General features: G+C 43.6%; 21 protein-coding genes. All 21 read right to left on the reverse strand.

Annotation, left to right across the window (positions count from 1 at the left end; translation table 11 throughout):
* Positions 1-15: 15 nt before the first annotated feature.
* Positions 16-264 carry a ribbon-helix-helix domain-containing protein gene (locus RIM23_RS25095; protein WP_446370379.1) on the reverse strand — a complete coding sequence of 83 codons (249 nt, stop codon included), beginning with the start codon at positions 262-264 and terminating at the stop codon, positions 16-18.
* A 179-nt stretch (positions 265-443) separates the two neighbouring features.
* Positions 444-1,667: a glycosyltransferase family 2 protein gene (locus tag RIM23_RS25100; protein WP_446370381.1), complete on the reverse strand. Its 1,224-nt coding sequence runs from the start codon at positions 1,665-1,667 to the stop codon at positions 444-446.
* A gap of 54 nt (positions 1,668-1,721) precedes the next feature.
* Complete coding sequence (locus tag RIM23_RS25105) at positions 1,722-2,276, reverse strand: serine O-acetyltransferase (RefSeq protein ID WP_446370383.1); 555 nt, start codon at positions 2,274-2,276, stop codon at positions 1,722-1,724.
* A complete protein-coding gene (locus tag RIM23_RS25110) occupies positions 2,269-3,180 on the reverse strand; it encodes a sulfotransferase family protein (RefSeq protein WP_446370385.1) in 912 nt (303 codons plus the stop codon). The genes RIM23_RS25105 and RIM23_RS25110 overlap by 8 nt, the downstream gene beginning before the upstream one ends.
* Positions 3,177-4,172: a glycosyltransferase family 2 protein gene (locus RIM23_RS25115; RefSeq protein WP_446370387.1), complete on the reverse strand. Its 996-nt coding sequence runs from the start codon at positions 4,170-4,172 to the stop codon at positions 3,177-3,179. The genes RIM23_RS25110 and RIM23_RS25115 overlap by 4 nt, the downstream gene beginning before the upstream one ends.
* Before the next feature lie 10 nt (positions 4,173-4,182).
* Positions 4,183-5,313, reverse strand: coding sequence for a glycosyltransferase family 4 protein (locus RIM23_RS25120; protein WP_446370390.1), 1,131 nt, complete (start codon positions 5,311-5,313; stop codon positions 4,183-4,185).
* Between the two features lie 40 nt (positions 5,314-5,353).
* The gene (locus tag RIM23_RS25125; RefSeq protein ID WP_446370392.1) at positions 5,354-6,367 is read right to left on the reverse strand and encodes a sulfotransferase family protein; all 1,014 of its coding nucleotides are present in this window, start codon (positions 6,365-6,367) and stop codon (positions 5,354-5,356) included.
* 69 nt (positions 6,368-6,436) lie between these two features.
* The gene (locus RIM23_RS25130; RefSeq protein WP_446370394.1) at positions 6,437-7,267 is read right to left on the reverse strand and encodes a sulfotransferase domain-containing protein; all 831 of its coding nucleotides are present in this window, start codon (positions 7,265-7,267) and stop codon (positions 6,437-6,439) included.
* Between the two features lie 347 nt (positions 7,268-7,614).
* Positions 7,615-8,439 (reverse strand): sulfotransferase domain-containing protein, encoded by an 825-nt coding sequence (locus RIM23_RS25135; protein WP_446370396.1) that lies wholly within the window; start codon positions 8,437-8,439, stop codon positions 7,615-7,617.
* A 285-nt stretch (positions 8,440-8,724) separates the two neighbouring features.
* The gene (locus tag RIM23_RS25140) at positions 8,725-10,245 is read right to left on the reverse strand and encodes an alkaline phosphatase family protein (protein WP_446370398.1); all 1,521 of its coding nucleotides are present in this window, start codon (positions 10,243-10,245) and stop codon (positions 8,725-8,727) included.
* Between the two features lie 44 nt (positions 10,246-10,289).
* Positions 10,290-11,150: a PEP-CTERM sorting domain-containing protein gene (locus tag RIM23_RS25145; protein ID WP_446370400.1), complete on the reverse strand. Its 861-nt coding sequence runs from the start codon at positions 11,148-11,150 to the stop codon at positions 10,290-10,292.
* A gap of 321 nt (positions 11,151-11,471) precedes the next feature.
* On the reverse strand, positions 11,472-13,160 hold the full coding sequence (locus RIM23_RS25150; protein ID WP_446370402.1) for an alkaline phosphatase family protein: 1,689 nt from the start codon (positions 13,158-13,160) through the stop codon (positions 11,472-11,474).
* 227 nt (positions 13,161-13,387) lie between these two features.
* Positions 13,388-13,726: an SMR family transporter gene (locus RIM23_RS25155; RefSeq protein WP_446370404.1), complete on the reverse strand. Its 339-nt coding sequence runs from the start codon at positions 13,724-13,726 to the stop codon at positions 13,388-13,390.
* A gap of 9 nt (positions 13,727-13,735) precedes the next feature.
* Complete coding sequence (locus RIM23_RS25160) at positions 13,736-14,230, reverse strand: YqeG family HAD IIIA-type phosphatase (RefSeq protein ID WP_446370406.1); 495 nt, start codon at positions 14,228-14,230, stop codon at positions 13,736-13,738.
* A 174-nt stretch (positions 14,231-14,404) separates the two neighbouring features.
* Positions 14,405-15,349, reverse strand: a complete 945-nt coding sequence (locus tag RIM23_RS25165) for a decaprenyl-phosphate phosphoribosyltransferase (RefSeq protein ID WP_446363497.1) — start codon at positions 15,347-15,349, stop codon at positions 14,405-14,407.
* Positions 15,350-15,461: 112 nt separating this feature from the next.
* Positions 15,462-16,733: an ArnT family glycosyltransferase gene (locus RIM23_RS25170; RefSeq protein ID WP_446370409.1), complete on the reverse strand. Its 1,272-nt coding sequence runs from the start codon at positions 16,731-16,733 to the stop codon at positions 15,462-15,464.
* Between the two features lie 64 nt (positions 16,734-16,797).
* Entirely contained in the window at positions 16,798-17,928 is a 1,131-nt protein-coding gene (locus RIM23_RS25175; RefSeq protein ID WP_446370411.1) for a glycosyltransferase family 4 protein, read from the reverse strand.
* A gap of 88 nt (positions 17,929-18,016) precedes the next feature.
* On the reverse strand, positions 18,017-19,420 hold the full coding sequence (locus RIM23_RS25180; protein ID WP_446370413.1) for an O-antigen ligase domain-containing protein: 1,404 nt from the start codon (positions 19,418-19,420) through the stop codon (positions 18,017-18,019).
* 71 nt (positions 19,421-19,491) lie between these two features.
* Positions 19,492-20,406 carry a sulfotransferase domain-containing protein gene (locus RIM23_RS25185; RefSeq protein WP_446370415.1) on the reverse strand — a complete coding sequence of 305 codons (915 nt, stop codon included), beginning with the start codon at positions 20,404-20,406 and terminating at the stop codon, positions 19,492-19,494.
* A 28-nt stretch (positions 20,407-20,434) separates the two neighbouring features.
* On the reverse strand, positions 20,435-21,451 hold the full coding sequence (locus RIM23_RS25190; protein ID WP_446370417.1) for a class I SAM-dependent methyltransferase: 1,017 nt from the start codon (positions 21,449-21,451) through the stop codon (positions 20,435-20,437).
* 51 nt (positions 21,452-21,502) lie between these two features.
* Positions 21,503-23,308 carry an ABC transporter ATP-binding protein gene (locus RIM23_RS25195; RefSeq protein ID WP_446370419.1) on the reverse strand — a complete coding sequence of 602 codons (1,806 nt, stop codon included), beginning with the start codon at positions 23,306-23,308 and terminating at the stop codon, positions 21,503-21,505.
* Between the last annotated feature and the right edge of the window lie 563 nt (positions 23,309-23,871).

The raw sequence follows: 23,871 nt of genomic DNA on the forward strand, positions 1-23,871 counted from the left end.
CGCCATGGCGCGTCTCTACATGTACGGTTTGCGGACTAGCGGTGCGCCTACCCAACCTCCAATCACTTCTTCAAAAAAACCAGGCATCCATTCCGTTTTGGGTTTTGTTGGTTGTAATACTTCAACGCTTCCTTGATCGAAACGTTCCATAATTGCTAATAACTGGATACTTCTAATAATTACTTCTTCGGGTGAATTGTATTTTCCTGCATCAATCTGACGTTGAATAAATTGTTCTAGTTCTGGGGTTAAAGATACATTCATTGATTTTTACCCTATACCTTCACTATATTATTACTTGCCAGGAGCCTTTGGCGAATGACGAACTAGGGAAACGCCATCCCTATCCTCATCAGTATGTAGAAGCGTTGAGTTAAGGGCATTCCCCACACATTGTAGAGACGCGCCATGGCGCGTCTCTACACAGGTAGATTGGGAAACCATCAAGATTCTGGAACATCCACTGCGTCTCGTTCTGTGCGAATCCACTTATTTTCCGGCTTCACGAGAAACGCCAAATACAGGGGAATTTTCCACAAAATATAAAAGGGTACAGTCAAAAGTGTCTGTGCAGGTATATCCTCACGGCAAAACTTAGCCCATGCCCCAATAATTGATAGTAGAATTAATAGTCCTTCTAGTCCTACAAAAATCGCTGGTATCCAGGATACTCCCACAATGGCTGCTAGTAATGTTCCCCCCATCGCCGCTACCCAAATCATGACTAACAGGGACAGGGGTGGTACAACTAAATCAAGGGCGATCGCGAACAAGTCAACCCGCCGCTGAAACAAAGACTGGCTAAGGAGTCGCGGGACTTGGGTGAGTAAGGTTTGTAAATGTCCATGTTCCCAGCGGGTGCGCTGAGTTTTGGCGGCTTCCTGCTGCTGGGGGAGACATCCGGTGACTCTAGCGTCTAAACAAAATAGGGGAGGATGTCCGGCTATGGCTAAATCAATGCCAAGCTGCATATCCTCGACTATATTATTACTTGCCAGGGGCGCTTGGTGGATAACTGACCAAGGAAACGCCATTCCGGTACCCGTCAATAAGCAGGGGAATCCCAGTTGATTTAGTCCACAGGGACGGACTAAGTTTTTCACCCGAAACGCTAGAGCGGAAATGGTATCCTTGGGTGTAGGATTGGGGGGTTGTTCTAACAGGTAAATGGCTTGGGTGGGTCTTTTGGATGTGTTGGTACGCTGAGCGAGTTTCGCGATCGCGCCTTGATGTACGATACAGTCAGCATCTACGAGTACCACGATATCGGGTGGGTCTGTGGCTAGGTGCTTTATCCCGTAGTCTAAGGCATATCCTTTCCCTTGGCGTTCTGTATCTTGGCGTTCAATTACCGTTGCGCCTAATTGACGTGCGATCGCGGCGGTTTCATCGGTACAATTATCGGCAATAACCACCAATCGGTCTTGGTCGGTTAGCTGGGGTACTATTGTTTTTAGGGTAGTGCTAATTCCAGAGGCTTCGTTGTGGGCGGGAATTAACACAGTTATGCGGGGAGGGGAGGCTGGGGCGGCTTCTGGGTGTTGACGCTGTGGGAAGAGGGCGGCGAAACACTCAATGAACAGCATCCCGATGGGGACAAGAAGGGAGAGTGCGATCGCGAATAGGATTATTTCCATGATAATCAGCCATGGCGGATTAATGAACATGACCCGGAAACCTCGCTGTGTCTGGAACTCTGGGGAATAGGGATAGTGCGATCGCTAGACATTAGAAATAGGGGTTTCCAAATCAGAATTCTCCTGAGTTTCTGGCTGAGACTGAGTAATGATTCTCGCAGGTACGCCCACAGCTGTTGCGCCTGCTGGCACATCACAAAGTACGACGGCGTTAGCCCCTATTTTGGCATGGTTACCGACCTTAGCCTCGTAAAAGATTCTCGCACCCGCACCAATATCAACATGACCGCCGATTTTGATATCCTTACTTATTGTGACCTGTTGCATAATCAGGCAATTGGGTCCAATCGAAGCCTTGGAATGAATGACAACCCCATTGGGATGAGGCAGGAGTAGTCCCCCTTCAATTTGGCAATTCAGGGGGATATCAGCGCCCGTGACCACACTCCAGAAGCGATGCTGAAAGACGTTAACCCGACGCAATAATCCTCCAATAAGTCCTCCTTTTGCATACCACTTTTGATACTCACGGATAGATTTGAGGAGTTGGCGGCTTGGGTCCCACCAGCGGCGCAATTGTTCGCGACTCCAATCGGGTTCTGTTGCAGAAATGGATGGTGCAGTAATTGATTCAATCATAATCGCCCGAAGAGATTGGTTGATTCTTTGGTGATAGATTAACCCAATTCCTGGGTTCCGCCTGTACTACTGCTTTGAAGTTATGACAAGATAGTTCAATTCCCAGCCAAGAGCCAAGTACAGCCAGGTCTTGATCAAAGATAGCCTGTAGGTGTTCCACTTGTTCCGACTCAAGCTCAGGTTTCTGTTTCATCGTCCACAAACTTCTCACCCAATTGCGGAAGCTTTTGGGGATCAACCAGCGTCGCATTTGTTTAAGCAGGGGAGCTTCGACAAAAAAGTCTCTGATTTTACTCGTTCGCATCCGCTCTGTTGAGACATTGCGAGTACTGAGTTCATTATCCCAGATGGGTTGACCTGGATAACCAATGAAGCCACAGACTCGTTCTAATTCTTGTTGGGGATACTTGAATAGCCTTTCTAAGAAAACGGGTAAGATGCGCTGTTGACCAAAAGTGTCAAAATAGGGTTGAAGTTGGCGAGTATACTGGCTATAGTAAATCAGTTCTGGATGTTGAGCGATCGCCTGGTTAATTTCGACGGTAATGACTCGTTGGCTCCATTCGTGGATGTATTGAGAGACGAGTCGGTCAATGGGATGGCGCATTACATAGATGAGTTTTACATCTGGCAAATGGTTGTACAGGCGTTCTATGGTTTTGGGGTAAGTGGGGAACTTGGTGTAGTGGGTACTGGATTCGCCACAGATATCATTGGCATTAGCTGGCTGAAAATGAGCCAGATACCAGTCCATTCCTTTAGCATACTGGTCATCGTCGCTGAAAAAATTAGGTTCTTTCAGCTCACTCATAAATATGCCAGGTTGGACGGCTAATTGCTCGTGCAGGGTGCTAGTGGCGCATTTCATCGCGCCGATGATAATAAAACTAGGAGAATGACTCATTGATTCTCTTTTCCCGGTAATACTGGGGGTTTCATCGGTTCTCGCCAGTTCGTCCAAATGTCATACACCTCCTTTTCGCAGGTATGGAGCTGTCTATTGCCCACTAATTGGCGCATTAGTGATATACTCCAACCAGCGTACCATAATAGGTTAGCCATCCACAGCCCAGTCAGACCGTAGAATTTAGCGAAGTATCTGCTTCGGGAAGCATAGGAATAAGCAGGAGGGCGTTTGCGAGCCGCTACCGCAGCTTTCACCGGTCCACTCCCACCCCGCAGATGGACAACTCTTGCTTGAGGCAAATGGAGAATCTTCCAGCCAGCGTTTCTTGCTCTCCGACAGTAGTCGATATCATCAAAATACATAAAGTATCCTTCATCCATTAAGCCAATTTGCTCGATTACCTCCCGCCGAATCAGAACACAAGCAAAGCTTGTCCATTCGGGTTCCATGGGAGTATCCGAGACGGGGATGGGTACGTCATAATGGTTGAGCAGTTTGGTAATCGGTCCGGTTGCGGCAGAGTTAATTAATTCGCTAACCGGGGAACGGTAGCGGAAACAGCTTATTTGGGGGGTGCCGTCGAGCCATTCTAGGCGGGGACTGATGAGTCCAGCTTCAGGATAGGTTTCTAGGGCATCTAGGAGGGATTTGATTGCCCCTTTACGGACAATTGTATCGCTATTGAGTAAGAGATAGGCGTCTGCGGTTAAGGCTTTGATGCCGAGGTTATTGCCAGCCGAGAAGCCACCGTTGATGGGAGAGGGTAAAAGTTTGACCCAGGAACTCCAGTTGTTTTCGTTAATTGCCTGTTCGATGTGGGGGACTGAGTTATCACCGGAGGCGTTATCAACGACCACGACAACATCATGTCCCACCTCAATTTCAGTTTGCAATGAGGATAAGCAATCGATGACGAGATTGGGGGTGCGGTAGTTGAGGATAACTACCACCAAACGATAGGGAGGGTTGAGTTGAATGGCACGAGACATCTTTAAAATTTCAGTTTAGTATATCTAGAATAATTTGATACATCCTTTCACCCCATTTATCCCAGTTTAAACGCTCGTCATATTCCTTGCGGCAATCATAAACTAACTGTTGATAGCTACTTTGATCGGAGAGAATCTGGGTGATTAAATTTGCATAATCTTTTCCTGAAGCCGAAAGCGATAACATGTAACCATTTTTTCCATTTTTGACAATCGTCGGTATTCCGCCTACATCTGTAGTGAGTACGGGGAGACCAAAAGCGTTGGCTTCACAAATTACAATCGGCGAACAGTCAGCACGAGTCGGAAAAATGAAAAAAAGTGAGGTGAAAAAAAATTCATTGAGTTTTTGTCGCTGCTGAGGAACATTTTTATTCAGATAAGGAATAACTGTCAATTTTTCATGTTGCACTGGAGGGACAGTTCCAATCACGACTAGTTCTGCTTCAACACCCATTTCTAGCAAAGATACTAGCGCTTCAAAGGCGATATCGCCTCCTTTTCGCTGCCAGTTTTTTCCAATAAACAATAACCGGCAAGGCGAATGTTTTCTCGGTGATAAAACAGTTTTAACTAAAGGAATCTCATCTAAGTTTGCTCCTAATGGAATGATTTCAATTTTAGCTGTATCTGCTTGGTAATCTTGAATTGCTGAATTAGCAGCCCATTCAGAAGAATAGACTAATTTAGTGGACTGAGCAATCGCTATTTTTTCTTGTCTTTCTTTCCATTCAATTTCTTCTTGATTCAATTTTAATGGATAGTATTGCTTATATAGATTAAATGTGACGTCGGAAAAATAAATTATTGGCTTATTAGTTTGAATGAAAGTTAACTCTTCTGATGCCACCGGAGCAACAATCAGATCGCACGGAGTTTTAAGAAGTTGTTTTTGCACCTGATAAGCAAATTGTGTATATTCAAGAATAAAACGTTGTGAGCCAAATTTTATCGGTGCATTATTCTTAGGCAGACGACCCAGAAGCTTGTGCCATAGGGAAGGTTTGTGAGGTTTTCCTAACTCGACTATCTGAAGTTCCCTGGCTTTTAATGCTCTATACATCGAGTATAGAGTACCGGAAAATGCATTTCTATCCAGGTAATTCTGAGATGACAAAAAACCAACTCGTTGATGGGGCATTAGATTCTTACCTTAATCCTATTCATCTAGGTTAATAACATTATTTTTTCTGTTGATTTGCATTTTTCGATGAAAACTTAACTCTAGCTTTTTCCTCAAGTCTAGCTCTCTGATTTGCGTTAAATTGCTGTTTAACCCGCTTCTGCAAGGGTTGTAGTTTAAAGCGTCGGGATAAATAATCTAAGAGTACCAAACCGACACCATCACGATCAATTCGGTAGCGCAGTCGCGCCCACCAGTCTTGCACCCTGAGTCTTTGCTCCATTGCAGGAGTAACTGTGAGCTGGGGTAATCCACTGAGCTTGTATCCACGATCAACTAGCATATTGGCAATTCGTGATTCAACCAATTGAATCTCGCGATCAGAGAGTTTGCGTTGCCACTGTCCAATTAAGTTTGGATTGGGTAAATCATAAGGAGTTGTCTCCGGATAACTTAACATTGCATCATTATAAGATACCCCAATGAAATTGCACAAATGTGTTAAAGTCTCAACAGGTTCTTCAATCAAAGTTTGATAGGTTATCTCGATTTGCCTTTCTGGAGGCATATTCTTACTGAGTTTCGCCCATAAATGTTCGGCTTCTATCCAACGTTCTACCCCTGTCCAAACATTGCCCGCCCAACCCATACCAATGCAGGAACGGGCAACATCTCGACCATCACGAATCAGATGGATGAAACGGGCATCGGGCCAAATGTCGAGTAATCGATCAAAGTGGCGGTGAACCGTAGCACCAACTAGAGGTTTGCCCGTGCGATCGCGTCTTTGGCACAAAAAACTATTGGCGAGTTGGGGATAGCTCAAGCTACGATCAATCTCGAAACCTGTTCCTTGAAAGATACGATGCGTTTCTAACCATTCATAATACGCCTCAAGTTTAGGAAAGTTACCATTCTCCGATATCTGATCAACAACATATTCAAATTCATTGCACCAAGCAATCTGGGGATGGTGATCCAGCATCAGCCTCAAAACTGTCGTGCCAGAACGTTCAGCACCAACGAGAAAAATTGGTTTATCTACAAAAGAGGATGGATTGTCGGTATTCATGACGGCTGTTAGGTATTAGACTTGAGGATATAGTAATTTATCTATTAAGATAGTATATACGGTCTATTTTTACCAGTCATATCGATGTCCTAATAAGGTGTACAGTTTTTCATTATACGGAGCAAAATAATCCTTCAGCCGATCCAAGACTTGATCGTCATCAGAACTGCTCACATACTTCGCTGCTGCGTATTTTTCTTTCTGAAACTGCTGAATAGCTTCTTGATAAAAATGTTCAATATTTAAGAACTCACAGACTTGATTCAGACTTGAACCGAGATCATTGCTAAACGCAGCAAAGTTCAGAACCAGAATCTTATCCTTATCAAAATAGTTATAGTAATTTTCTAGTTGCTGAACGTACTTACCCCGGTTAATATAATTATAGGGGTATTTAGCCGTGTTAGATTCCGGATTAAATTCTTGTTCAATCGCCTCGGTAAACGTCCTCTCATCAGCTCTTTCTCGCAAATGCTTATGCGGTAGGCTAGAATAGCTATGATACATCTGCCACGCTGAGTATGCTCTATCCACAGGATTTCTGAGTATGGCAATCATTTTAATAGTTCGTAAGTCTTGTTTAATTAGCTTAGGAATATGGGGGTGGTATATATAACTGGGTGAAGCTTCAAAGGTTAGCTTCTTGTTTTTGCCAAGCTTAGAGGGGAAGTGACTCAGATACCAGCCAAAACCTTTACTGTAATTTTCAGGATTGTCAAAGTAGTAGGTTTCTCTCCAGTTATGAGTGACTAATATCTGAGGATGCTTAGTTAAATAGTGATAGAGTGATGTCGTTGCGGAGCGTTGGACTCCAACAATTAAAAAATCTGGTGACGAATTAAGAATTGGATATAGTGGATAGACTAGTTTTTTTATCGATTGTTTGATCGGTTTTATCATTGCACCACTGTTTTCCAAAAGAATTTGACTAGAGTATATAGCGGTTTCCCCCTGTATGAGGTGAAACAAAATGTAGAGGCGCCAGGCTTGCCCTTAGTATCAACTTAAGGTGAAAATTAATACTGGCAAGGTTTTAAGCTGTGTCTATCTACTCCTCGACATTTTCCCCCTCATCCCCTAACCCCTTCTCCCTCCGTGGGGAGAAGGGGTTAGGGATTCTATTGCTCCCCTCTCCCACGCAGGGGAGAGGGGCTGGGGGTGAGGGGTTGAGCTTAAGTTGACACGGATGAATTCTTGCCCCCACCAACCAATGTACTCCATCAGACCTACAATTGCCACAACTGGCTTCACCAGGTATAACGCTCACCGAGGAGTTCATACAGCTTCTGATTAAATGGAGTAAAATAACTCTTGAGAAATTCCAGTTTTTCCTCATCTTCGGGGGTTTTCTGAAATTCATACTTTCCCTTATTATGTTTTTTTTGCTGTAATTTTTGAAGCGTTTCCTGAGGAAACTCGTCAATCCCAAGAAAATTACAGACACAATTGAGGACTGAACCCAAATCCTGACGAAACCAGTCCATATTCAAAACTAGAATATTGTCTTTGTTAAAGTAGTTATAGTAATTTTCTAATTGATAGACATATTTACCTCGACCTACATAATCATAGCGAAAAGGGTACTTGGTATGATCAAAGTCGGATTGGAATTCTTCTTCAATCGCTTCAGCAAAGGTTCTTTTATCGTAAAATCGTCTCAAATGGTCGTTATCAATATCTGAGAAGCTATGAAACATTTGCCATGCTGAATAGGCACGAGAGACAGGTTCTCTCAATACGGCTATCATTTTAAGAGTTCCCAAATCCTTTTTGATGCGTTCAGGAACAAATTCGTAGTAAAGATAGTTGGGTGAGGCATCACAAGTTAGCTTGTTGCCTTTCTTAAGTTTAGACGGAAAATTGCCTAAATACCAACCAAAGCCTAGATTATAATGTTCTGGGCGATCAAAGTAACGAACTTCTTTCCAGCCAGTGTTGCCAAAGATTTGAGGATGCTGAATGAGGTAGTTGTACAGAGAGGTGGTTCCCGCTTTCTGCGCTCCAATAATTAGGAAGTCTGGTCGGGACTTAATGATGGGATAAGTAACATCCTTAATCAATCGCTTAATCATTTGAACTCCTCTACCCTATGTTGGTGAGAGTGTAATCGTATTTTTTTCACTTTGTATGTAGTATAGGCTAGAAATATCCACTTAGGACAAATGTCACCGCCATAAGCTAAGTTAGTAGTTGCGCTAAAGCGCCATCAGCGCCCGCATCACCTACTACAAAACCTTAATTCAATGCTATTCAACTTAGAACGAATGGCACTGACTTAAGGCTGGTGGGCAATGCCCACCCTACGGTAGACTAAAGGTTTAGGTGATTCCCTAATGCTTATTTCAGTGCCATTAAGCTTAGGACTGAATACTTGGTTCTTTAGAGAACAGCCCCGAAATCGGTTTGCCATCACTATGAGGAAGGGATACATCAAGGAGAGACGCGATCGTCGGCGCAAAGTCTACAATCGATGTAGGATGTTCAATTCGTCTGGGTTCGATGGACGCTCCTGACACCAAGAAAAGCCCACCTGGTTTATGATCCCCAGTCCGGCTATCCCAGTAAACCTTATCAATTTTCCCGATTTTGGCAGAGGAAACAGAAGCAATGGGTGCATTCCGGTTCCACTCGACTAAAATATCAGGATGACCCATGGGACGTTCTCCTTTATAAATTTCGGCTGACCGGAAAATATTTCGGATTAGAGGTTCTCCTGTGTCATGGTTAACTAGTTCTGAGAGATCTTGACAGAGGGATTGGCAAAAGTCTTCATACTCTTGCCCCGGTTGGATCTTACCCTGGGGTTCACGACCCACTAAATTGATGCGAATTCCTCCGAATGCTTCACTCGAAGGAACTTGGAAACATTTGCGATTACTTAACTGTGAGATAGGTGGCTTCCCTTTACCACGAAGGTTCTGTATAGGTTTCCAGAGCCGTTTTTTGAGTTGCCGGAGAAACTTATATCGCTTCAAAGAATTCAGAGTATTGCCAACCTCTTGACGCACTGCTGCTCTCTGAGGATTTTCGATCCGTAAAAGGATTTCATCGAGAACATGCACCCCGGTATAGTTTGGACCCATACCAGTACTAGCAAAAATAAAAACAGTTGTTTCTGGACTCACCTGCTGTAAGAGTTCCCCAATGGCAGCATCAATAGCGACATAGATATCCTTCATCGGGTTTCCCAGAGAATGAGCAATCTCTGGATCATATTCTGGGTGATTGGGATCATGAAGATGCCAACATTGGTGACCTGCCCAGTGAGCTTCACGAAAAGCTGTCAGAAAAAAGTCCCATTCGTCTTGTTTGAGTAAATGACTAACCAGCTTAGTTTTCTTTTCAATGCTAGTCATCAAATTTTGACGGAAGTCCTTTAAGTCAGCCAAACTGCGTCCAGCAGTACGCCAACTGCCAATCGGTTCTTTCCCAAAGCTAGTTTCTAATTCAACGGCTAAAGACGACGGATAGGTCTGAATTGATGAAGTTTTTTGACTATAACTATGGCGTTCAATGATCTGAATCCCATTGAGGTCGTCAGCCAGAGGAGCCTCTGGAGAATCAATTAAGGCAACTTTACGACCCGCTCGACTGAGAACATTCCAGAAGGGTTCCCATGGAAACCCAAAGGGTTTTATATCATAAGTACCTGGTTGAATCTGCTGCGCCCAATAACGACCATGTTGAGCAGGTGAAACGCCACTTAAAAAAGTAGGCCAGTGGCAACCGTTGATTCCGGGTGGATCTTTGGTGATTCCCCAAGCCCCTTTTTGCATCAGGGATTGGAAAGTAGGCAGTAAACCCTCATCTGTCCACTGACGAATTAAATCTCTGTCCGCTCCATCAAGGCCAATAAAGAGAATTTTGGGGAGAGTCATGATACTTATGTACTTTTTCCAAATTAGATGCAGAAGCTATTATCTTACTTCTGCTTCATTCTGCGGAACATCAATCCGAACCCTAAAGCCATACTAGAACCAAGGATAGTGATGGGTTCGGGAACTTCAACAGCAGTTGATTTTGTAATCACACGAATAGCATCCATGGTGTCGTGTGTTCTAAAGTCAAATGTCAAGACACAGGCATTACACTGGTCATTCCCCTCAATCATTGCTATATCGCCTGCTCCTGGTTCTAAGCCAGCAAATCCAATTCTTGGTTCATATTGAACACCAGTTTTTCCTAAGATATCATTAGTGTCCACTAAAAGTTGTCTACCTCCAATTAAGCCCAGGATATCTTCTTCAAACACGAGAGTAGCAAAACCATTAAGCCGACGTGAATTACCCCACGGACTAAGATTTGGATTGGTTACATTAATTGGTAAGCCATCAATAAATATGTAATAGGAATTAATTCGAGTACCTTGAGGAATTGTACCAGCTAATTCTCCCCGCCAATCATTTGGAGTATTTATTCCTACGTCCACAGAAAGCTCTAAATCCCATTGTTCGCCCAAAATCTGCAACAATGTACTATCATTCGCTCCTTCACGTAAATCTGATGGAAATGAATCAGAAATAATGACGTTGCCTTCTTTGGGAGGAGCAAATTCATCAGCGTTGTCTTCGTACCATACAACACTATCGTATGATTCTAATGGGTCAAGTCTGTTAATGTTGTATTCTCCTGATTCCGCAACTGATGAGTAAACTTTAGTACCAGCATTCATAACCTTAATAAGCGCTGCATCCGATGGATTAGCTACTAAAACAGAAGCTCCAACAGCAGCGACTTGTAAACCTCGTACTGAGAGAGCCTTCAATTTTTCTATTAGTGTCATCTTCAAAATCCTTATCACTTATGTGTGACTTACTACAAAATTTAGATTCCAAGCATCATTATTACCTGAGTTTTCAAATAAATCATTCTACCTACAGGAAGAATCCCAAGAGATAGATACTTGTTTGCTCCCTCACAAATATCGAGAGCCTGTTGCAAATTCTTCCTAAATAGTAAAGCCTAACAGCTAATTATTGTGTGAAGCAACGATAAAGAATACTGCCGAACAGCTTAAAGATATTGTAAAGCCAAGGTATGAATAGCTTTAGAGGACAGGGCAAAAACGATGCATCGATACCGACGCATTCATCCAACTACTCAATCAGGTTCTTACCCCATCAACCACACCCTCACTCCTTCCTAAGGGCAAAGGGTTCCCCTGTAAGCGTTCCGGAATCGGCGCTCCCATCAACTCCAGAATCGTTGGTCCGAGATCCATAACATGACCCGCTGATAAACTCGACCCAGCCTCAATACCCGAACCCAACGCCATAATAAACCCTTCCGGACGATGACTGCCTCCGCGATAAGGCGGTAAAGGACCAAACCGCCCATACTCAGGACTATCCATCACATCCGTAGGATACTCCTCCTGCCATACCACAATTAAATCAGCATCCGGTAACTTGCGATCGCGCTCATTCGGATCATTTCGTGTCCGGACAATGCGCTTAACCATCGGTATCCCCTTACGGGCATCTTTAAGCGCATAAAGCTTCTCACACAGCTCATCACACAAAGCATGATACTCCGACGGCGGCACAATCCCTTGCGGTTCTCGCCCCTGAAGATTAATCCGGATATACCCTTCCGCAAAACTAGGCAGAGCAAATGCCTTCATCGAAGACCATAACGGTTTATACCATTGAGCTGGATTCCAAGGAACCACCCGTTCCCCCTGTCGCACCAGTTGGAAGGGTGAAATTAAATCCCCCGCCTCAGTCTTATCCAGAAACGGTTCAATTAACTTAAACAGTCGAGAAGGGGTTTCCCGTCTGAGAAAACGACGCAGGGGATTCGCATCATACTTAGTTCCCCAGATATGACGCTCCCACCAATTCCATTTCAGCTTCGTAATCAACGGTGGTACAGGATCTGAAACTTCACCATACCCCAATGCCCATTTTCCCGGAAAATTAAAGCGATACAGAAACTCAGCCAAAAAGATAAAGCTAGGTAAATCAATCGTCGCCGCGCCCGTACCATGAGCAGAAAACAGAACAATATAAGCATCATCAGGAGCCTTCGTCAAAGTCTCCCCGATCGCATGATCCATTTCCTGATACACTGCCAGCAGTGGGTCATGGGAAATACGAGGTCTTAACGTCTCATACAACGGATGATCCGGTTGGCTCAACTGCCAAAACAGATGACCCCCAGAATGCGGGTCGTTAAATACCGTCAAAAACAAGTCCCATTTTTCCCGTTCTAGCAAATCCTGGCAAATCGCCGATCGCCGAGCAATGCCAGTCTTTAATCGTTCCTCAACCTGAAACGCTTTTTTCAAATCCAGACATACGGCATAGTCATTGTGTAGTGCTGGACTCGCACCATGCTGATCAACCAACTCTTGATACAGGGTTTCCGGTAACGAACCCATCTCCACTTGCGGCGAATGCGCTCCCCAAGCCGCCACCTGTACCCCATGAATCTGATCCGTCAGCCGTACTTGAGGCACATCAAATGCCACGACTCGATAGTCCTCACCCAAGGCGTAAAAAGCGGGATACTCTTTAAAATCATAAGCCGCACGGGTTTCAAAGTTGTATGTTCCTTCCCGCAACCCCATGTGCGCCCAAAACCCTGTTTTCTGGGGTGGATTCCCCGTAGCAAAGGTAGTCCAAGCGGTTTCCACATTCGAGTCCCGGAAATTTTCCAGACGCCCGTAGATTCCCTGCTGCCGCAAACGGCTAAGATTTTCCAGATACCCTTGCGCCATCCACTTTTCCAGCAGGGAGGGTTCAGCGGCATCTAGCCCGATGGCGATAACCGGAGTTTTGCCCTTTACCATGAAGTTAGCCTCGGTTGGATGTATTGTCTTGGCTTCTAATTTAACATGAATGACACTGACTTAAACCCTGAACTCATACCAAGTTGCGTTCTCATGTGTGATTCTGAGCGAAGCGAAGAATCGACTCAAAGGGTGTTTGAGTGCAAGATTTACGCTCAAACAGTTTCTGGACGTCAGGCTAATCCTTTTAAAGGCTAAAGCCCTTACTACAAACCTAATCGAATGAATCAACTGGGTTTGGCTAAAGCGATTGCCGATATGCCACTTAACATCAAGCCCACACCCAACCAATGCACAGACTCAACTTTTTCGTGCAAAAACACCGCTCCAGCAATGGTTGTACAAGTAATAGTCAATCCAATAACCAAAGGATAGGCTACAGACAAATTCAGCTTTCCTAACACCAAAATATAAAATACGGTACTTAAACCATAACTAAAAATTCCCGCAAACAAATAAATATTCATCGGGTTCTGACCCGAACCCAGTTTCAGGAGCGTTTGCCCTAAAGTATTGAGTCCAACACTAATCAAAATCAATAAACTGAAAAAAAGGTGAGTGAGCATGATAATCAATTAACCCTGTTCATAATCATTCAGCGGATCAAAGTCCCAAAGATCATACCCCACTGGATAGGGAGTTTGCACGTACTTCCCAAACAGCCTTTCCCACCAGCGAAACGGATGAGGAAGGGTGGCAACTTGAATACTGGAGCAGCCCACTACCCACGCCCCTAACATATCCGTGTGGCGACTGTCTCCAATCACAACAACTTGTTTGGGTGTCAATTGCATCTGAGCCAAGGCTTTGCGGAAGGCAAAAGGAAAGGGCTTCCTTGCCGGATTGATTGCCGGAATATCCAAGCGTTCAGACCAGGCTTTTACCCGATAGCGACGCTTACCATTGGAGAGGATAAAAAATTTAAATCCGGCTAACTTGGCTTTTTTGATCCAGGCTTCGCCTTCTGGAGATAAATAGCGATCATGTTCCGAAACAATCGTGTTATCTAAATCGAGAATTATACCTTGAATGCCAGCAGTCTTTAACAAATCTAGATTAATACAAGCCACAGTATGAACGTTTCTGGGAAAATCCTTTACCCGGAGGTTTCTTTGCCTTCTTCGCTTTAATTTCGATGGCAATTTGAATAACTTTAAAGGAAAGAGCAAAACTGTAGTACGCTTTCGCATATATTCCTTCCACCTCTCATGTAATAGATAGTTTTTTCAAAAAACGGAAAAAGATTAGTTAATCACCCCTTGCTGTTTGAGCAACAAAATGATAAAACTGGTCAGCACCCAACCCAGGACAGTGAGCAAAGTTGGTAAGTCTTTCAATAAAACTTCTTCCGGTCGCTCAGTTCGTCCTCCCTGTTCAACCGTGTCACTTCTCCGCGCAATTTCCCGGGGATCACTGAGCAGTTGATACCGAAAAATACCGTAGAGAACGAAGGGTAACGTCAGCATCATCCAGGGAGTTGATGCTCCCTGAACTTTGGGACCCGAACTCCAAAGCGCATAAGTAACCACAGCCGCTGTGGTCACAATACTTTCCATGCGATTCAGCAAGGATAAAGAATAACGGCGTAGCACTGACCGAGTCTTACCCCCTTTAATTTCGCTCAACCGCAACTCAGCTTTGCGCTTTTCCACGCCCAAAAATAGCGCCAGCATTGCTGTACACAAGAGAAACCAGGGAGAGAGAATAATTCCCGTCGCCGCAGCACCCGCAAAAGCCCGGAGGACAAATCCCGTGGCGATGGCGAATACATCTAAAATTACGGTGCGCTTCAGCCTTAGGTTGTAGGCAACTTGCAGCACAGCGTAACCGAGGATAGTTACTCCCAAAGCGGGTGACTTCAGCCACCCGATAATTAGGGCACCGAGCAACAGAATCACCGCCATCCCGATTGCCACTGGCACACGGACTAAACCTGCGGCAATGGGACGCTTACACTTGACAGGATGGCGACGGTCTGATTCGACATCGGCAATGTCATTGAATAAATAGAAACTGCTAGAAGCGCTGCAAAATAGGACTAAGGCAAGTAAGCTGCCTAGAAAAGATTGAAGATTAATACTAAACGCAAACAGAGGCGCCGCAAAAACGATTAAGTTTTTTGTCCACTGACGAGGGCGGAGGGCAGTTAAATAGGGAAATTTAACGGTTAATGATTTTCGATTGCTCATCTTGTCTAGTTTTTGGAGCAGGAGAATTGCTTTTGATGATTTGTTAACGGTCTTCTTTTATTTAATTCAAGCACCTATAACTCTCTCTAAAAAAAGCCGTATTTATCCTTAATTAATTTATTTCCGAAACTTTCTGGCTTTTTTGCCTCACTTTCAGTAAAGATACAAGAGTCAAGGCAGCTAGGATAGCAATCATCGGAATACTCGGAAAATGGTAACGGTCTTGGGCAACAATCACCGCATGGACAGCGGCAAAATAACCCCAAAGTAATACAGTTGGATGGGAGATCATCATCACCCATCCCTGTTGTTTACCGAGTAATACAATACCAATTAAGCCGAGTCCTAGTGCTGCTAACCAGTAGAGTTGGTTGATGATTTTCAAAGGCAATAGCACCCCAGTTCCATAGCGCTTGACTAAGCCTTTCTCATTCCAAGCTACTCCGATACTTTCACGCGCATGAGTTTGAACCAACCGAACCAGGCTGCGTCTGATAAACAAAAAAGGTTTTTCTTTAATATGAGCAACAGCAACCGACTTTAGATAATCGTCTCGCTGTGCTTCATTCATTTCCTTGACGTCAGGGGGTAATGGCATATATCCACCCGTGGACTTTGGGTTATTGCCCATCCAAAGGTTAGCACCTGAATTTGTTGAAATGGTGGTAAACTGTCCGAAAACCTGAGTATTACGGATTGACCAAGGTGCAATCAGCAGCGCCATGACGACAAACATGACCAAAGTAGCCGTCAAGTTCTTAAATATCTCCCTTGTCCTAACCGCCCGAACAAATAATAGTAATATAGGAATCAACAGTGCCGTCGGTCGCACATAACTTGCTGCCGCCAAGACCACGGCAACCCCTAATGCTCTCGACCGAAGTGTGAATCTCTCATTAAACCATAGCCACAGTCCCACTAATACCAATGCTGTAAAGAGTAACTCACTAGCCAGGACGGTGGTAAATTGGATTTGGCTGGGCCATAATGCCAAAATGATACCTGTTACTATAGCAATGCGACGATTGAACCAGGTTTCTGCCAAGCGCATTGAAACCCAAATAATGACGGCGGTCAGTAAGAGGTTGAAAACAATAATCGGTAAATAGCTGTGACCAAACAGCCAGTAAAATAGAGCATAGACAAAAGAGGTTCCGGGGGGCCAATAAGCCGTGGGATCACCACTCTTCCAGCCATACCCTTGTCCAGTTGCTAAGTTGAGGGCAAAGGTATCGTAGGCGTTACTATCGGAAACGGGGATTACGGGTACCGCTATTGCCCACAGGATACGTAACCCTAGAGCAATCAGTATGATCCCCAGGTCAGGCTGGTAATTTTTTGATAGTTCCTTCAGTTTTCCGGTAAATGCTGTAATTTTAGCCACATTCTACTCTCAAAGTTTCACATTCCGATCATTTATATCCCATATTATCACTTTTGTTTATCTCTCAATCAACCATTTCGGTAATTATTTGATACATCTTTTCCCCCCATTTATCCCAATTCAAGCGCTGATCATATTCTCGGCGAGACGAGTGAACTAATTGCTGATATGTACTGGGGTCTGAGATGGTCTGGGCGATTAAATCAGCATACTCTTCTCCTGACGCCGATCGCGGTAACATATAGCCGTTGTTACCATTCTTAACAATCGTCGGTATGCCACCCACCTCAGTCGTCAGTACAGGCAAACCAAAGGCATTAGCCTCACAAATCACAATCGGTGAACATTCCGCACGAGTTGGGAAAATGAAAAAATGCGAGTCTAAAAATAGCTGATTGAGTTGCTGACGCTGCTGGGACACATTTTTATTCAAATAGGGAATCACCGTCAGCTTTTCATGTTGAATCGGGGGTATAGTTCCCACCACAACCAACTCCGCATCGACTCCCATTCCCAGTAAAGCCATCAGCGTGTCAAAGGCAATTGTTCCCCCTTTTCTTTGCCAGTCTTTGCCTACGAATAAAAGACGACAAGGTGAAGATAATTTTTTGCCAATAACATCCTCAGCCAATGGGGGATCGTCTAAATTCGCGCCAAAGGGGACAACTTCTACTTTTTCAGCATCTGCTTGATAATCATCAATCGCTGACTTGGCTGCCCATTCCGAAGAATAGATAACTTTTTGAGATTTTAATATAGCTGCTTTTTCTTGATTGTCTTTCCATTCGATTTCTTCAGAGTCCAAAGCCAAGGGATAATATTTTTTATATAAACTAAATGTCACATCTGATAAATAAATTATCGGTTTATTGCTATTAAAAAAACTTAATTCTTCTGAAGCCACAGGCGCGACAATAACATCGCAGGGTGTCTTAAGCAGTTGTTTTTGTACCTGATAAGCAAATCGTGTATACTCAACCATATAATCTTGAGAGCCTAGTTTTAAAGAAGTCTTTTGGGGATGAAAGTAATGCCTAAGCTGGCGCCAGCGTGAAGGCATCTCGGCATTACCCAGATTAACAACTTGCAGCGGTTGACCGATTAAGGATTGATGCATTGAATAAAGCGTTCCGGAAAACGCATTCCTATCTAGGTAGTTTTGACAGGATAAAAATCCAACTCGCGGTTTTGGCATGGCAAGCGTACCTCAGTGTTATTGCCTCAAGGGTTAATCAATCCAGTGACATTTTCGCACACCTTAAGCTGATAATGCCTTAACCCCATTAATTAGACGAGGGATGTCTCTGTTGAATCCGCCTGACTTTACCTCTAGGGAGCGATCGCCTCTGAACTTTCATGTCACTCCCTTGCAGTACCAGCCCTGCGATTCCGCCACTAATCAGGGGAAAGACTGGATTAAACATAGAATTTATAAGATTGTCATTCATATACAGCGTTACGGTAACTGCCACTGCAATAGCTGGGGCTACTTTCGGGTTAAACCAGTATTGAGCCGGATAACGCCGACACAAGATTACCACAGGCAGTAACATGGCTGCGTTGATACTAAATAAGCCGACTAGCCCCTTCGTACCAAATGTGATTATCCAAAAGCTATCAGTAACGGCAACATCCACAGGTTCTCCGCGCCAATTGTATTCCGTCACACGATTTCTTCCCCATCCGCCCCAACCAAAAATTATCTGCTGCCGCGCCTTGTCCCCCAGAATCTCTTCGTTATCCATTCTGAATTCTAACGAGGAAGCTCTCTGTTCATTCGTTATCTGAGTCATCACAGAAATCATTTGATCCTGCTGTTGCGGTGTCAACTGTCCAGTTGCTACATAGTATTGGTAGAAAAAGATTCCCCCAATTAGAAATAATAAGGGTAGGGCAGTGTTTAGCCAGCGGGCAGCAAAGATGATAACCAACCCAAAGCCACACAGCAACCATGCTCCTGTGGATTTACACAGTATAAAAGTAATCAGCAATAGGGGTACAAGCCACTTCATGGGTATTCCCCAAACTTGTTTAATCACCCCAGCTTGCCACAGCCAAATTCCAACTAGAGTAGCTGCCATCATCCACACGCCCACGGCTAAACCATGCTGCATGAATACTTGGGGTCTAAATCCGCCATAACGTATGGTTTGTAGAAAGCTATGGGGAAAGTAGCCATACACCATGTTGTGTAGCTGAGGACTCATGCGGACTTCAAACAGGCATAAAGGCACATAAACCATGCCACCCAGGAAGATACCCATCGCCAACAGACGCAATCCTTTAAAATCGTTTAAATAGATGCGACCTAAAAAATAAGGAAATCCCCACTGCACCGTTTCAGAAAGAGTTGCTGAAAGACCATCATAAAGTCCCAAGCCATTGCTCAGGGAGGACGCTAAAGGAGATACACACCAAATCAGCATTGGTAGATCAAGCCAACCGAATTTAAAGGAATGAAAGCGTCCCACATCAAAGATACAAGTCGCCAGCAAAATCCCGTAACTTGCTGCTGATACTCGGTTATAGTCTGGGAACCCGATAAAAGAAAATGCTGCTTTTTGGGGTAAAAATAGCCAAGCCCCGATGAACCCAATCACTACTGCCTTTTGTACAGGAAGCCGAATAAACAGGTACAACAGGAGGGGTATCCAGGCAAGCATTGCCAGTTGGGCTTGGGGGGTCATAGGCTTAGTTTTAGGTATGCTTTTGCGATATGGACTAGTTATCAGTAGAACTCTTTCATTTCTTTAATTATCTATCTAGACCAATGGGATAAATCTCGATTGAGAAATTCAGACAGTCTTTGATTCGGTTCCTGGAATCTCTCTAACAGCATCTTGCGGGTCTCTGGCAGCATTGGCTGAGGGTAAGCTTGTTTCTTAACCTGTTCTCCATAAGCAGTCTTCCTTAGTAGATAGTAGATCTGATCCCTCCAAGACTGAGGCAGCAACATCCTCATTGAATTCGCTCCTGGAATTTTACGCAAAGGAACAGATAGTTTGGAACGATAAATATTTTCCAAATATTGACTCGCTTTATTTTCAGCTATCTCGTTTCCTGAGATGACATCAATACCATCATCAATACCAATAAAATTAAAAGTTTTTTTCAAGGTATCTTGAGGCTGTTGAACTAAGTCATCCATTAACAGGAAAAGGAATGCTTCTTTAGAAAAAAACTTTAGATATTGTTCAATTTGCAACATATAGTCACTGCCGTCTAGGGAAACTGTTGTTTTTTGAAGATGCTCTTCAAAAGTTTCTTGAAAATTTAATTTTCGATTAGTGCGATTAAGATGTACATAGTAAGAATATGCCCGATCTACGGGATGTCGCATAATGTAAATCAGCTTGACATCAGGACAATGATGAGCAATCCTTGCCGCCGATTCTGGAAACTGAGGATACTTAGTATAGTCTGTTGAAGCTTCTCCACAAACTTGGTGTACTTGCGCCTCAGTAAATAGCGAAGCGTAATAGTTTATACCTTTAGCATAATTCTCATCACAACCAAAAAAGTTAGGTTCTTTGTAGGAATAAGGCTTTTGAGGAACATAAGCTGTATTTTCCGGCGCAGGTTGATAGAATTGCGAATGGCGACATAAGTATTTATATAAAGTTGTTGTTCCGGCTTTAGCCGCACCGATGATTAAAAAATCAGGTAAACGCATTTCATTGCTCTCTAGAAAAATTTTTGATTTATTGTTTAGCAATAACGCGAACACAATCGTACTTTTGGGCATCATCCACAAAGAAAGTTGCCAACAACAGGAGCCAAGTTTTTAATCTGGAGTTTTTATTAGGCAACCTCTTATTTTTACAGTCAATTGAATAAAAAACATCCCAAATCTTCTGTTCAATTTTAATATAATTTTTGACAAACTGGCGACTGTAACCTCTAAACTCAGTCTTAACCACCTTCAGACCAACCTTTTCACAGATTCCTATTAAACTATCTTTAGTGAAAAAGTTTAGATGTCTGGGAACCCGAAGAGAAAACCAAGTTATTCCCGCCCATTTGAGACCTAATGCTTCGTTGTTAGGTGTTTCTATTACCAACTTCCCATTCGGAGCAAGCAAAAGCATAGCATTATGGAGTGCCAATACAGGATCTATAGTATGTTCAAGAACATGAGTCATCACTACTATGTCATAACGTCTCGACTGAATTTCCGGGGGAAGAGATTCTGCCGTTCCATCAAATACATTCAGACCTCTTTTCTGGATAGCGATTGATCGGGCGACCGGATCGGGTTCAACACCAACAACTGTATGACCATCTGCTTGAAGCTTAGCAAGCAAGTTGCCGTTGCCGCAACCAATTTCGCAGATAGACTTAGAGGTAGGATCAAAATGATTCTTAAACCAATCAGTGGTAATTTCTATTCCATGATCTAAACGCCAAGCCAGATGGACGCGCAATTTATCTAAAAAAGAATTTAATTGCTCTAAAAAGGAAATGTTGGAGGAAATTGTTGGAGATTGGCGGGTTATGGTGTGAGTATAGTAATCATCTATATCGTAAAAGCTAGCAATCATGCCAGCCTCTGGAGTTGGATAAAGACGTCCCAATTTCGACTCATCGCACCAATACAATTGATATGACGCATTAACACTAGACCGCATCCAGTCCCCTGGAACCAAAAGCCACGGTTTCAGCTCAGCTCCAGATATTGGGCAGATAGGGTCAGCACTCCCACAATTCTGATTAATCATTACATATCTCCTATCATTTTAATTTTGTCTATTTTTTATCAGTAAACGTTTTTATTGTTCCAACACGACTTCCTGATAACTTCCCGATTTAAGCACCTTTCCTTTTTCTAAAACATAAACCCGATCGCAATTCTCAACTGTACTCAGCCGATGAGCAATAATAATCATAGTTTTTGTTCCCGCCAGAGCGTTAATCGCCTCAGTCACCCGACTCTCTGTCTCATTATCCAATGCCGCCGTTGCTTCGTCCAGTACCAAAATTTCCCGTTCATGATAAATTGCCCTAGCAATACCAATCCGTTGGCGTTGTCCCCCCGATAAACGTACTCCCCGTTCACCAACCCCCGTCTTTATCCCCTCTGGTAATTGCTCAATTAAGTCCTCAAGTTGCGCGGCTTGAATTGCCTTGTCTAATTGTCCCTGATCAATGTGAGCATCAGGAACACCAAAAGCAATATTCCGTTCGATTGTATCATCAGTCAGAAAAATAGACTGGGGAATATACCCAACCAGATTTTGCCAATAGCGCAGATTCTCATAGATGGATACACCATCAACTTTAATATCTCCACTCTCTAGATCCAAAAGCCCTAGTATCACATCCACTAACGTCGTCTTTCCTGCTCCCGACTTACCAATTAAGGCAATCGATTCCCCTTTCTGAATTTTAAAAGAAATATGATCAAGCGAGAGTTCTGAAGCCCCCGGATAACGATAGGTTACATCAATCAGCTCGATTTGATTCGCGAAACTCAACAGGTTCCTATCTTTATTTCCCCGCTTAACTGGCTCTTTCGTTGTTGAATCCTTTAAAGTCTCTAAACGATTGTGGACTTCTCGTTTCTCTATCTCCTTGAGATCCAAGTAGAGCATATCCAGCGCATGGCTAGACGTTCGCATTTTCCCCATTGCACTAATAAACTGACTGGATGCTGGAATTAAACGCACTGCAGCCACAGCAAAGACTCCCATCACAGCAGTCAAATCTTGCCCACTCTCAGTGAAGAAAATATTGAACAGAGAAACAAAGAGGACAACAAATACAATTAAACAGGTTTTAATAAAAATGTTCGGTAATAAATTAGACGCTTGAGATAACGTAGCCGCCCTAGCGTATTTGCGAACTTGCTCATCCATTTTATTTTCAAAATAGGATTCACAGCCAATCACCCTCGTCTCTTTCAATCCACCTAAACCGTGATTGACGGTGCGAATCATTTCTTGTTGAGTTTCCGATTGGGTTCTTCCCCACCGTTTAAATCGATGTCCCAATTTATTGAATACTAAAAAAGTCGGTACTAAAATCACCAGAATCATCACCAGGAGTAGGGGACTGCTATAAGCCATTAACCCCATTAAAACGCCGACCACAATACCGTTCGTTGTAAACAGGAGTAAGGATAACAAGCATCCCTGAGTAAACTGAATCGTTTCAGTAATAATATTCTTGATGATGTGGGCTGTATTTTGTTTTAAGTAAAATGTATAGGGGGCGGTCAAATAAGCTTTGAGTAATCGGGCGATCAGTCGGCTCTTTTGCTGATGGGTGTATCGATAGATATACGTTTGAGCTAGAAAATATAATATAGCTTGAATACAAAAAATTATAATAATGACAAATCCGACGATGGGAATAAATTGCTGAGGCGATTCAATTCCTGACTTTCGATAAGCCCAGTCAAGTACGGTAATACTCTGAATCGATTCGGGGTTAGATGCTAGGCTGATAAAGGGTCCGACTAAGCCAATACCAAAGGCTTCGAGAATTGAGGTGAAGATAAATACCAATAAGAGGAATATCAGACTTTTCCGACTGCCCGTGAGAACATATAAAACTTTGGAAAGATAGTCAATCATCTAGATAAATATTTTTTAGATTAGTGCCTATTTACATGAATTGCCGGGGATGGGTAAGGGCGCACGTCGGTCATCCGTATCAACTTAAGGTGAGAACTAATATAGGGGGAGCGTTTCACCCTCATCCCCTAACCCCTTCTCCCTTGAAGGGAGAAGGGGAACCGGAATTATTAATTAAAAAATGTAGCTGGCTATATCTAGAAGATAACACCTTTCTTGCTCCCCTCTCCCCAGAGTGGGAGAGGGGTGGGGGGTGAGGGGTTTCTGGCTTAAGTTGACACCAATCACCTCGGTGCGCCTCTACGAATGACTTTTTTGATGAAATGGATTTGCTTTGAGCAGTAATACACATAGAATACTAAAAGTGGGTTGGGTTATGACCACACTGTTGGATTTAGGCTGAAAGGCTGTAGCTAAATTCACTTACACTCGGGTAGGGTAGCCAATTTATCCTATACTCTCCTAATTTTAGAGGATAAATAGCTCAACTGTTAACCTTGTCTGGGAAACACTTTTTGTCACAGAGGGTTGAGGAGAGGGCGACCCGAACCCATTCAGTAGCT

Origin of the sequence: Coleofasciculus sp. G3-WIS-01 (genome assembly GCF_040223135.1) — a bacterium.
GTDB lineage: Bacteria > Cyanobacteriota > Cyanobacteriia > Cyanobacteriales > Coleofasciculaceae > Coleofasciculus.

Excerpts from the sequence above, each read along its gene's own strand:
- RIM23_RS25105 (WP_446370383.1), bottom strand. The coding sequence starts at position 2,276 with ATGATTGAATCAATTACTGCACCATCCATTTCTGCAACAGAACCCGAT.
- RIM23_RS25125 (WP_446370392.1), bottom strand. The coding sequence starts at position 6,367 with ATGAATACCGACAATCCATCCTCTTTTGTAGATAAACCAATTTTTCTC.
- RIM23_RS25155 (WP_446370404.1), bottom strand. The coding sequence starts at position 13,726 with ATGCTCACTCACCTTTTTTTCAGTTTATTGATTTTGATTAGTGTTGGA.
- RIM23_RS25140 (WP_446370398.1), bottom strand. The coding sequence starts at position 10,245 with ATGACTCTCCCCAAAATTCTCTTTATTGGCCTTGATGGAGCGGACAGA.
- RIM23_RS25195 (WP_446370419.1), bottom strand. The coding sequence starts at position 23,308 with ATGATTGACTATCTTTCCAAAGTTTTATATGTTCTCACGGGCAGTCGG.
- RIM23_RS25175 (WP_446370411.1), bottom strand. The coding sequence starts at position 17,928 with ATGCCAAAACCGCGAGTTGGATTTTTATCCTGTCAAAACTACCTAGAT.
- RIM23_RS25150 (WP_446370402.1), bottom strand. The coding sequence starts at position 13,160 with ATGGTAAAGGGCAAAACTCCGGTTATCGCCATCGGGCTAGATGCCGCT.
- RIM23_RS25095 (WP_446370379.1), bottom strand. The coding sequence starts at position 264 with ATGAATGTATCTTTAACCCCAGAACTAGAACAATTTATTCAACGTCAG.
- RIM23_RS25190 (WP_446370417.1), bottom strand. The coding sequence starts at position 21,451 with ATGATTAATCAGAATTGTGGGAGTGCTGACCCTATCTGCCCAATATCT.
- RIM23_RS25110 (WP_446370385.1), bottom strand. The coding sequence starts at position 3,180 with ATGAGTCATTCTCCTAGTTTTATTATCATCGGCGCGATGAAATGCGCC.
- RIM23_RS25130 (WP_446370394.1), bottom strand. The coding sequence starts at position 7,267 with ATGATAAAACCGATCAAACAATCGATAAAAAAACTAGTCTATCCACTA.
- RIM23_RS25180 (WP_446370413.1), bottom strand. The coding sequence starts at position 19,420 with ATGACCCCCCAAGCCCAACTGGCAATGCTTGCCTGGATACCCCTCCTG.
- RIM23_RS25145 (WP_446370400.1), bottom strand. The coding sequence starts at position 11,150 with ATGACACTAATAGAAAAATTGAAGGCTCTCTCAGTACGAGGTTTACAA.
- RIM23_RS25135 (WP_446370396.1), bottom strand. The coding sequence starts at position 8,439 with ATGATTAAGCGATTGATTAAGGATGTTACTTATCCCATCATTAAGTCC.
- RIM23_RS25115 (WP_446370387.1), bottom strand. The coding sequence starts at position 4,172 with ATGTCTCGTGCCATTCAACTCAACCCTCCCTATCGTTTGGTGGTAGTT.
- RIM23_RS25185 (WP_446370415.1), bottom strand. The coding sequence starts at position 20,406 with ATGCGTTTACCTGATTTTTTAATCATCGGTGCGGCTAAAGCCGGAACA.
- RIM23_RS25120 (WP_446370390.1), bottom strand. The coding sequence starts at position 5,313 with ATGCCCCATCAACGAGTTGGTTTTTTGTCATCTCAGAATTACCTGGAT.
- RIM23_RS25165 (WP_446363497.1), bottom strand. The coding sequence starts at position 15,349 with ATGAGCAATCGAAAATCATTAACCGTTAAATTTCCCTATTTAACTGCC.
- RIM23_RS25100 (WP_446370381.1), bottom strand. The coding sequence starts at position 1,667 with ATGTTCATTAATCCGCCATGGCTGATTATCATGGAAATAATCCTATTC.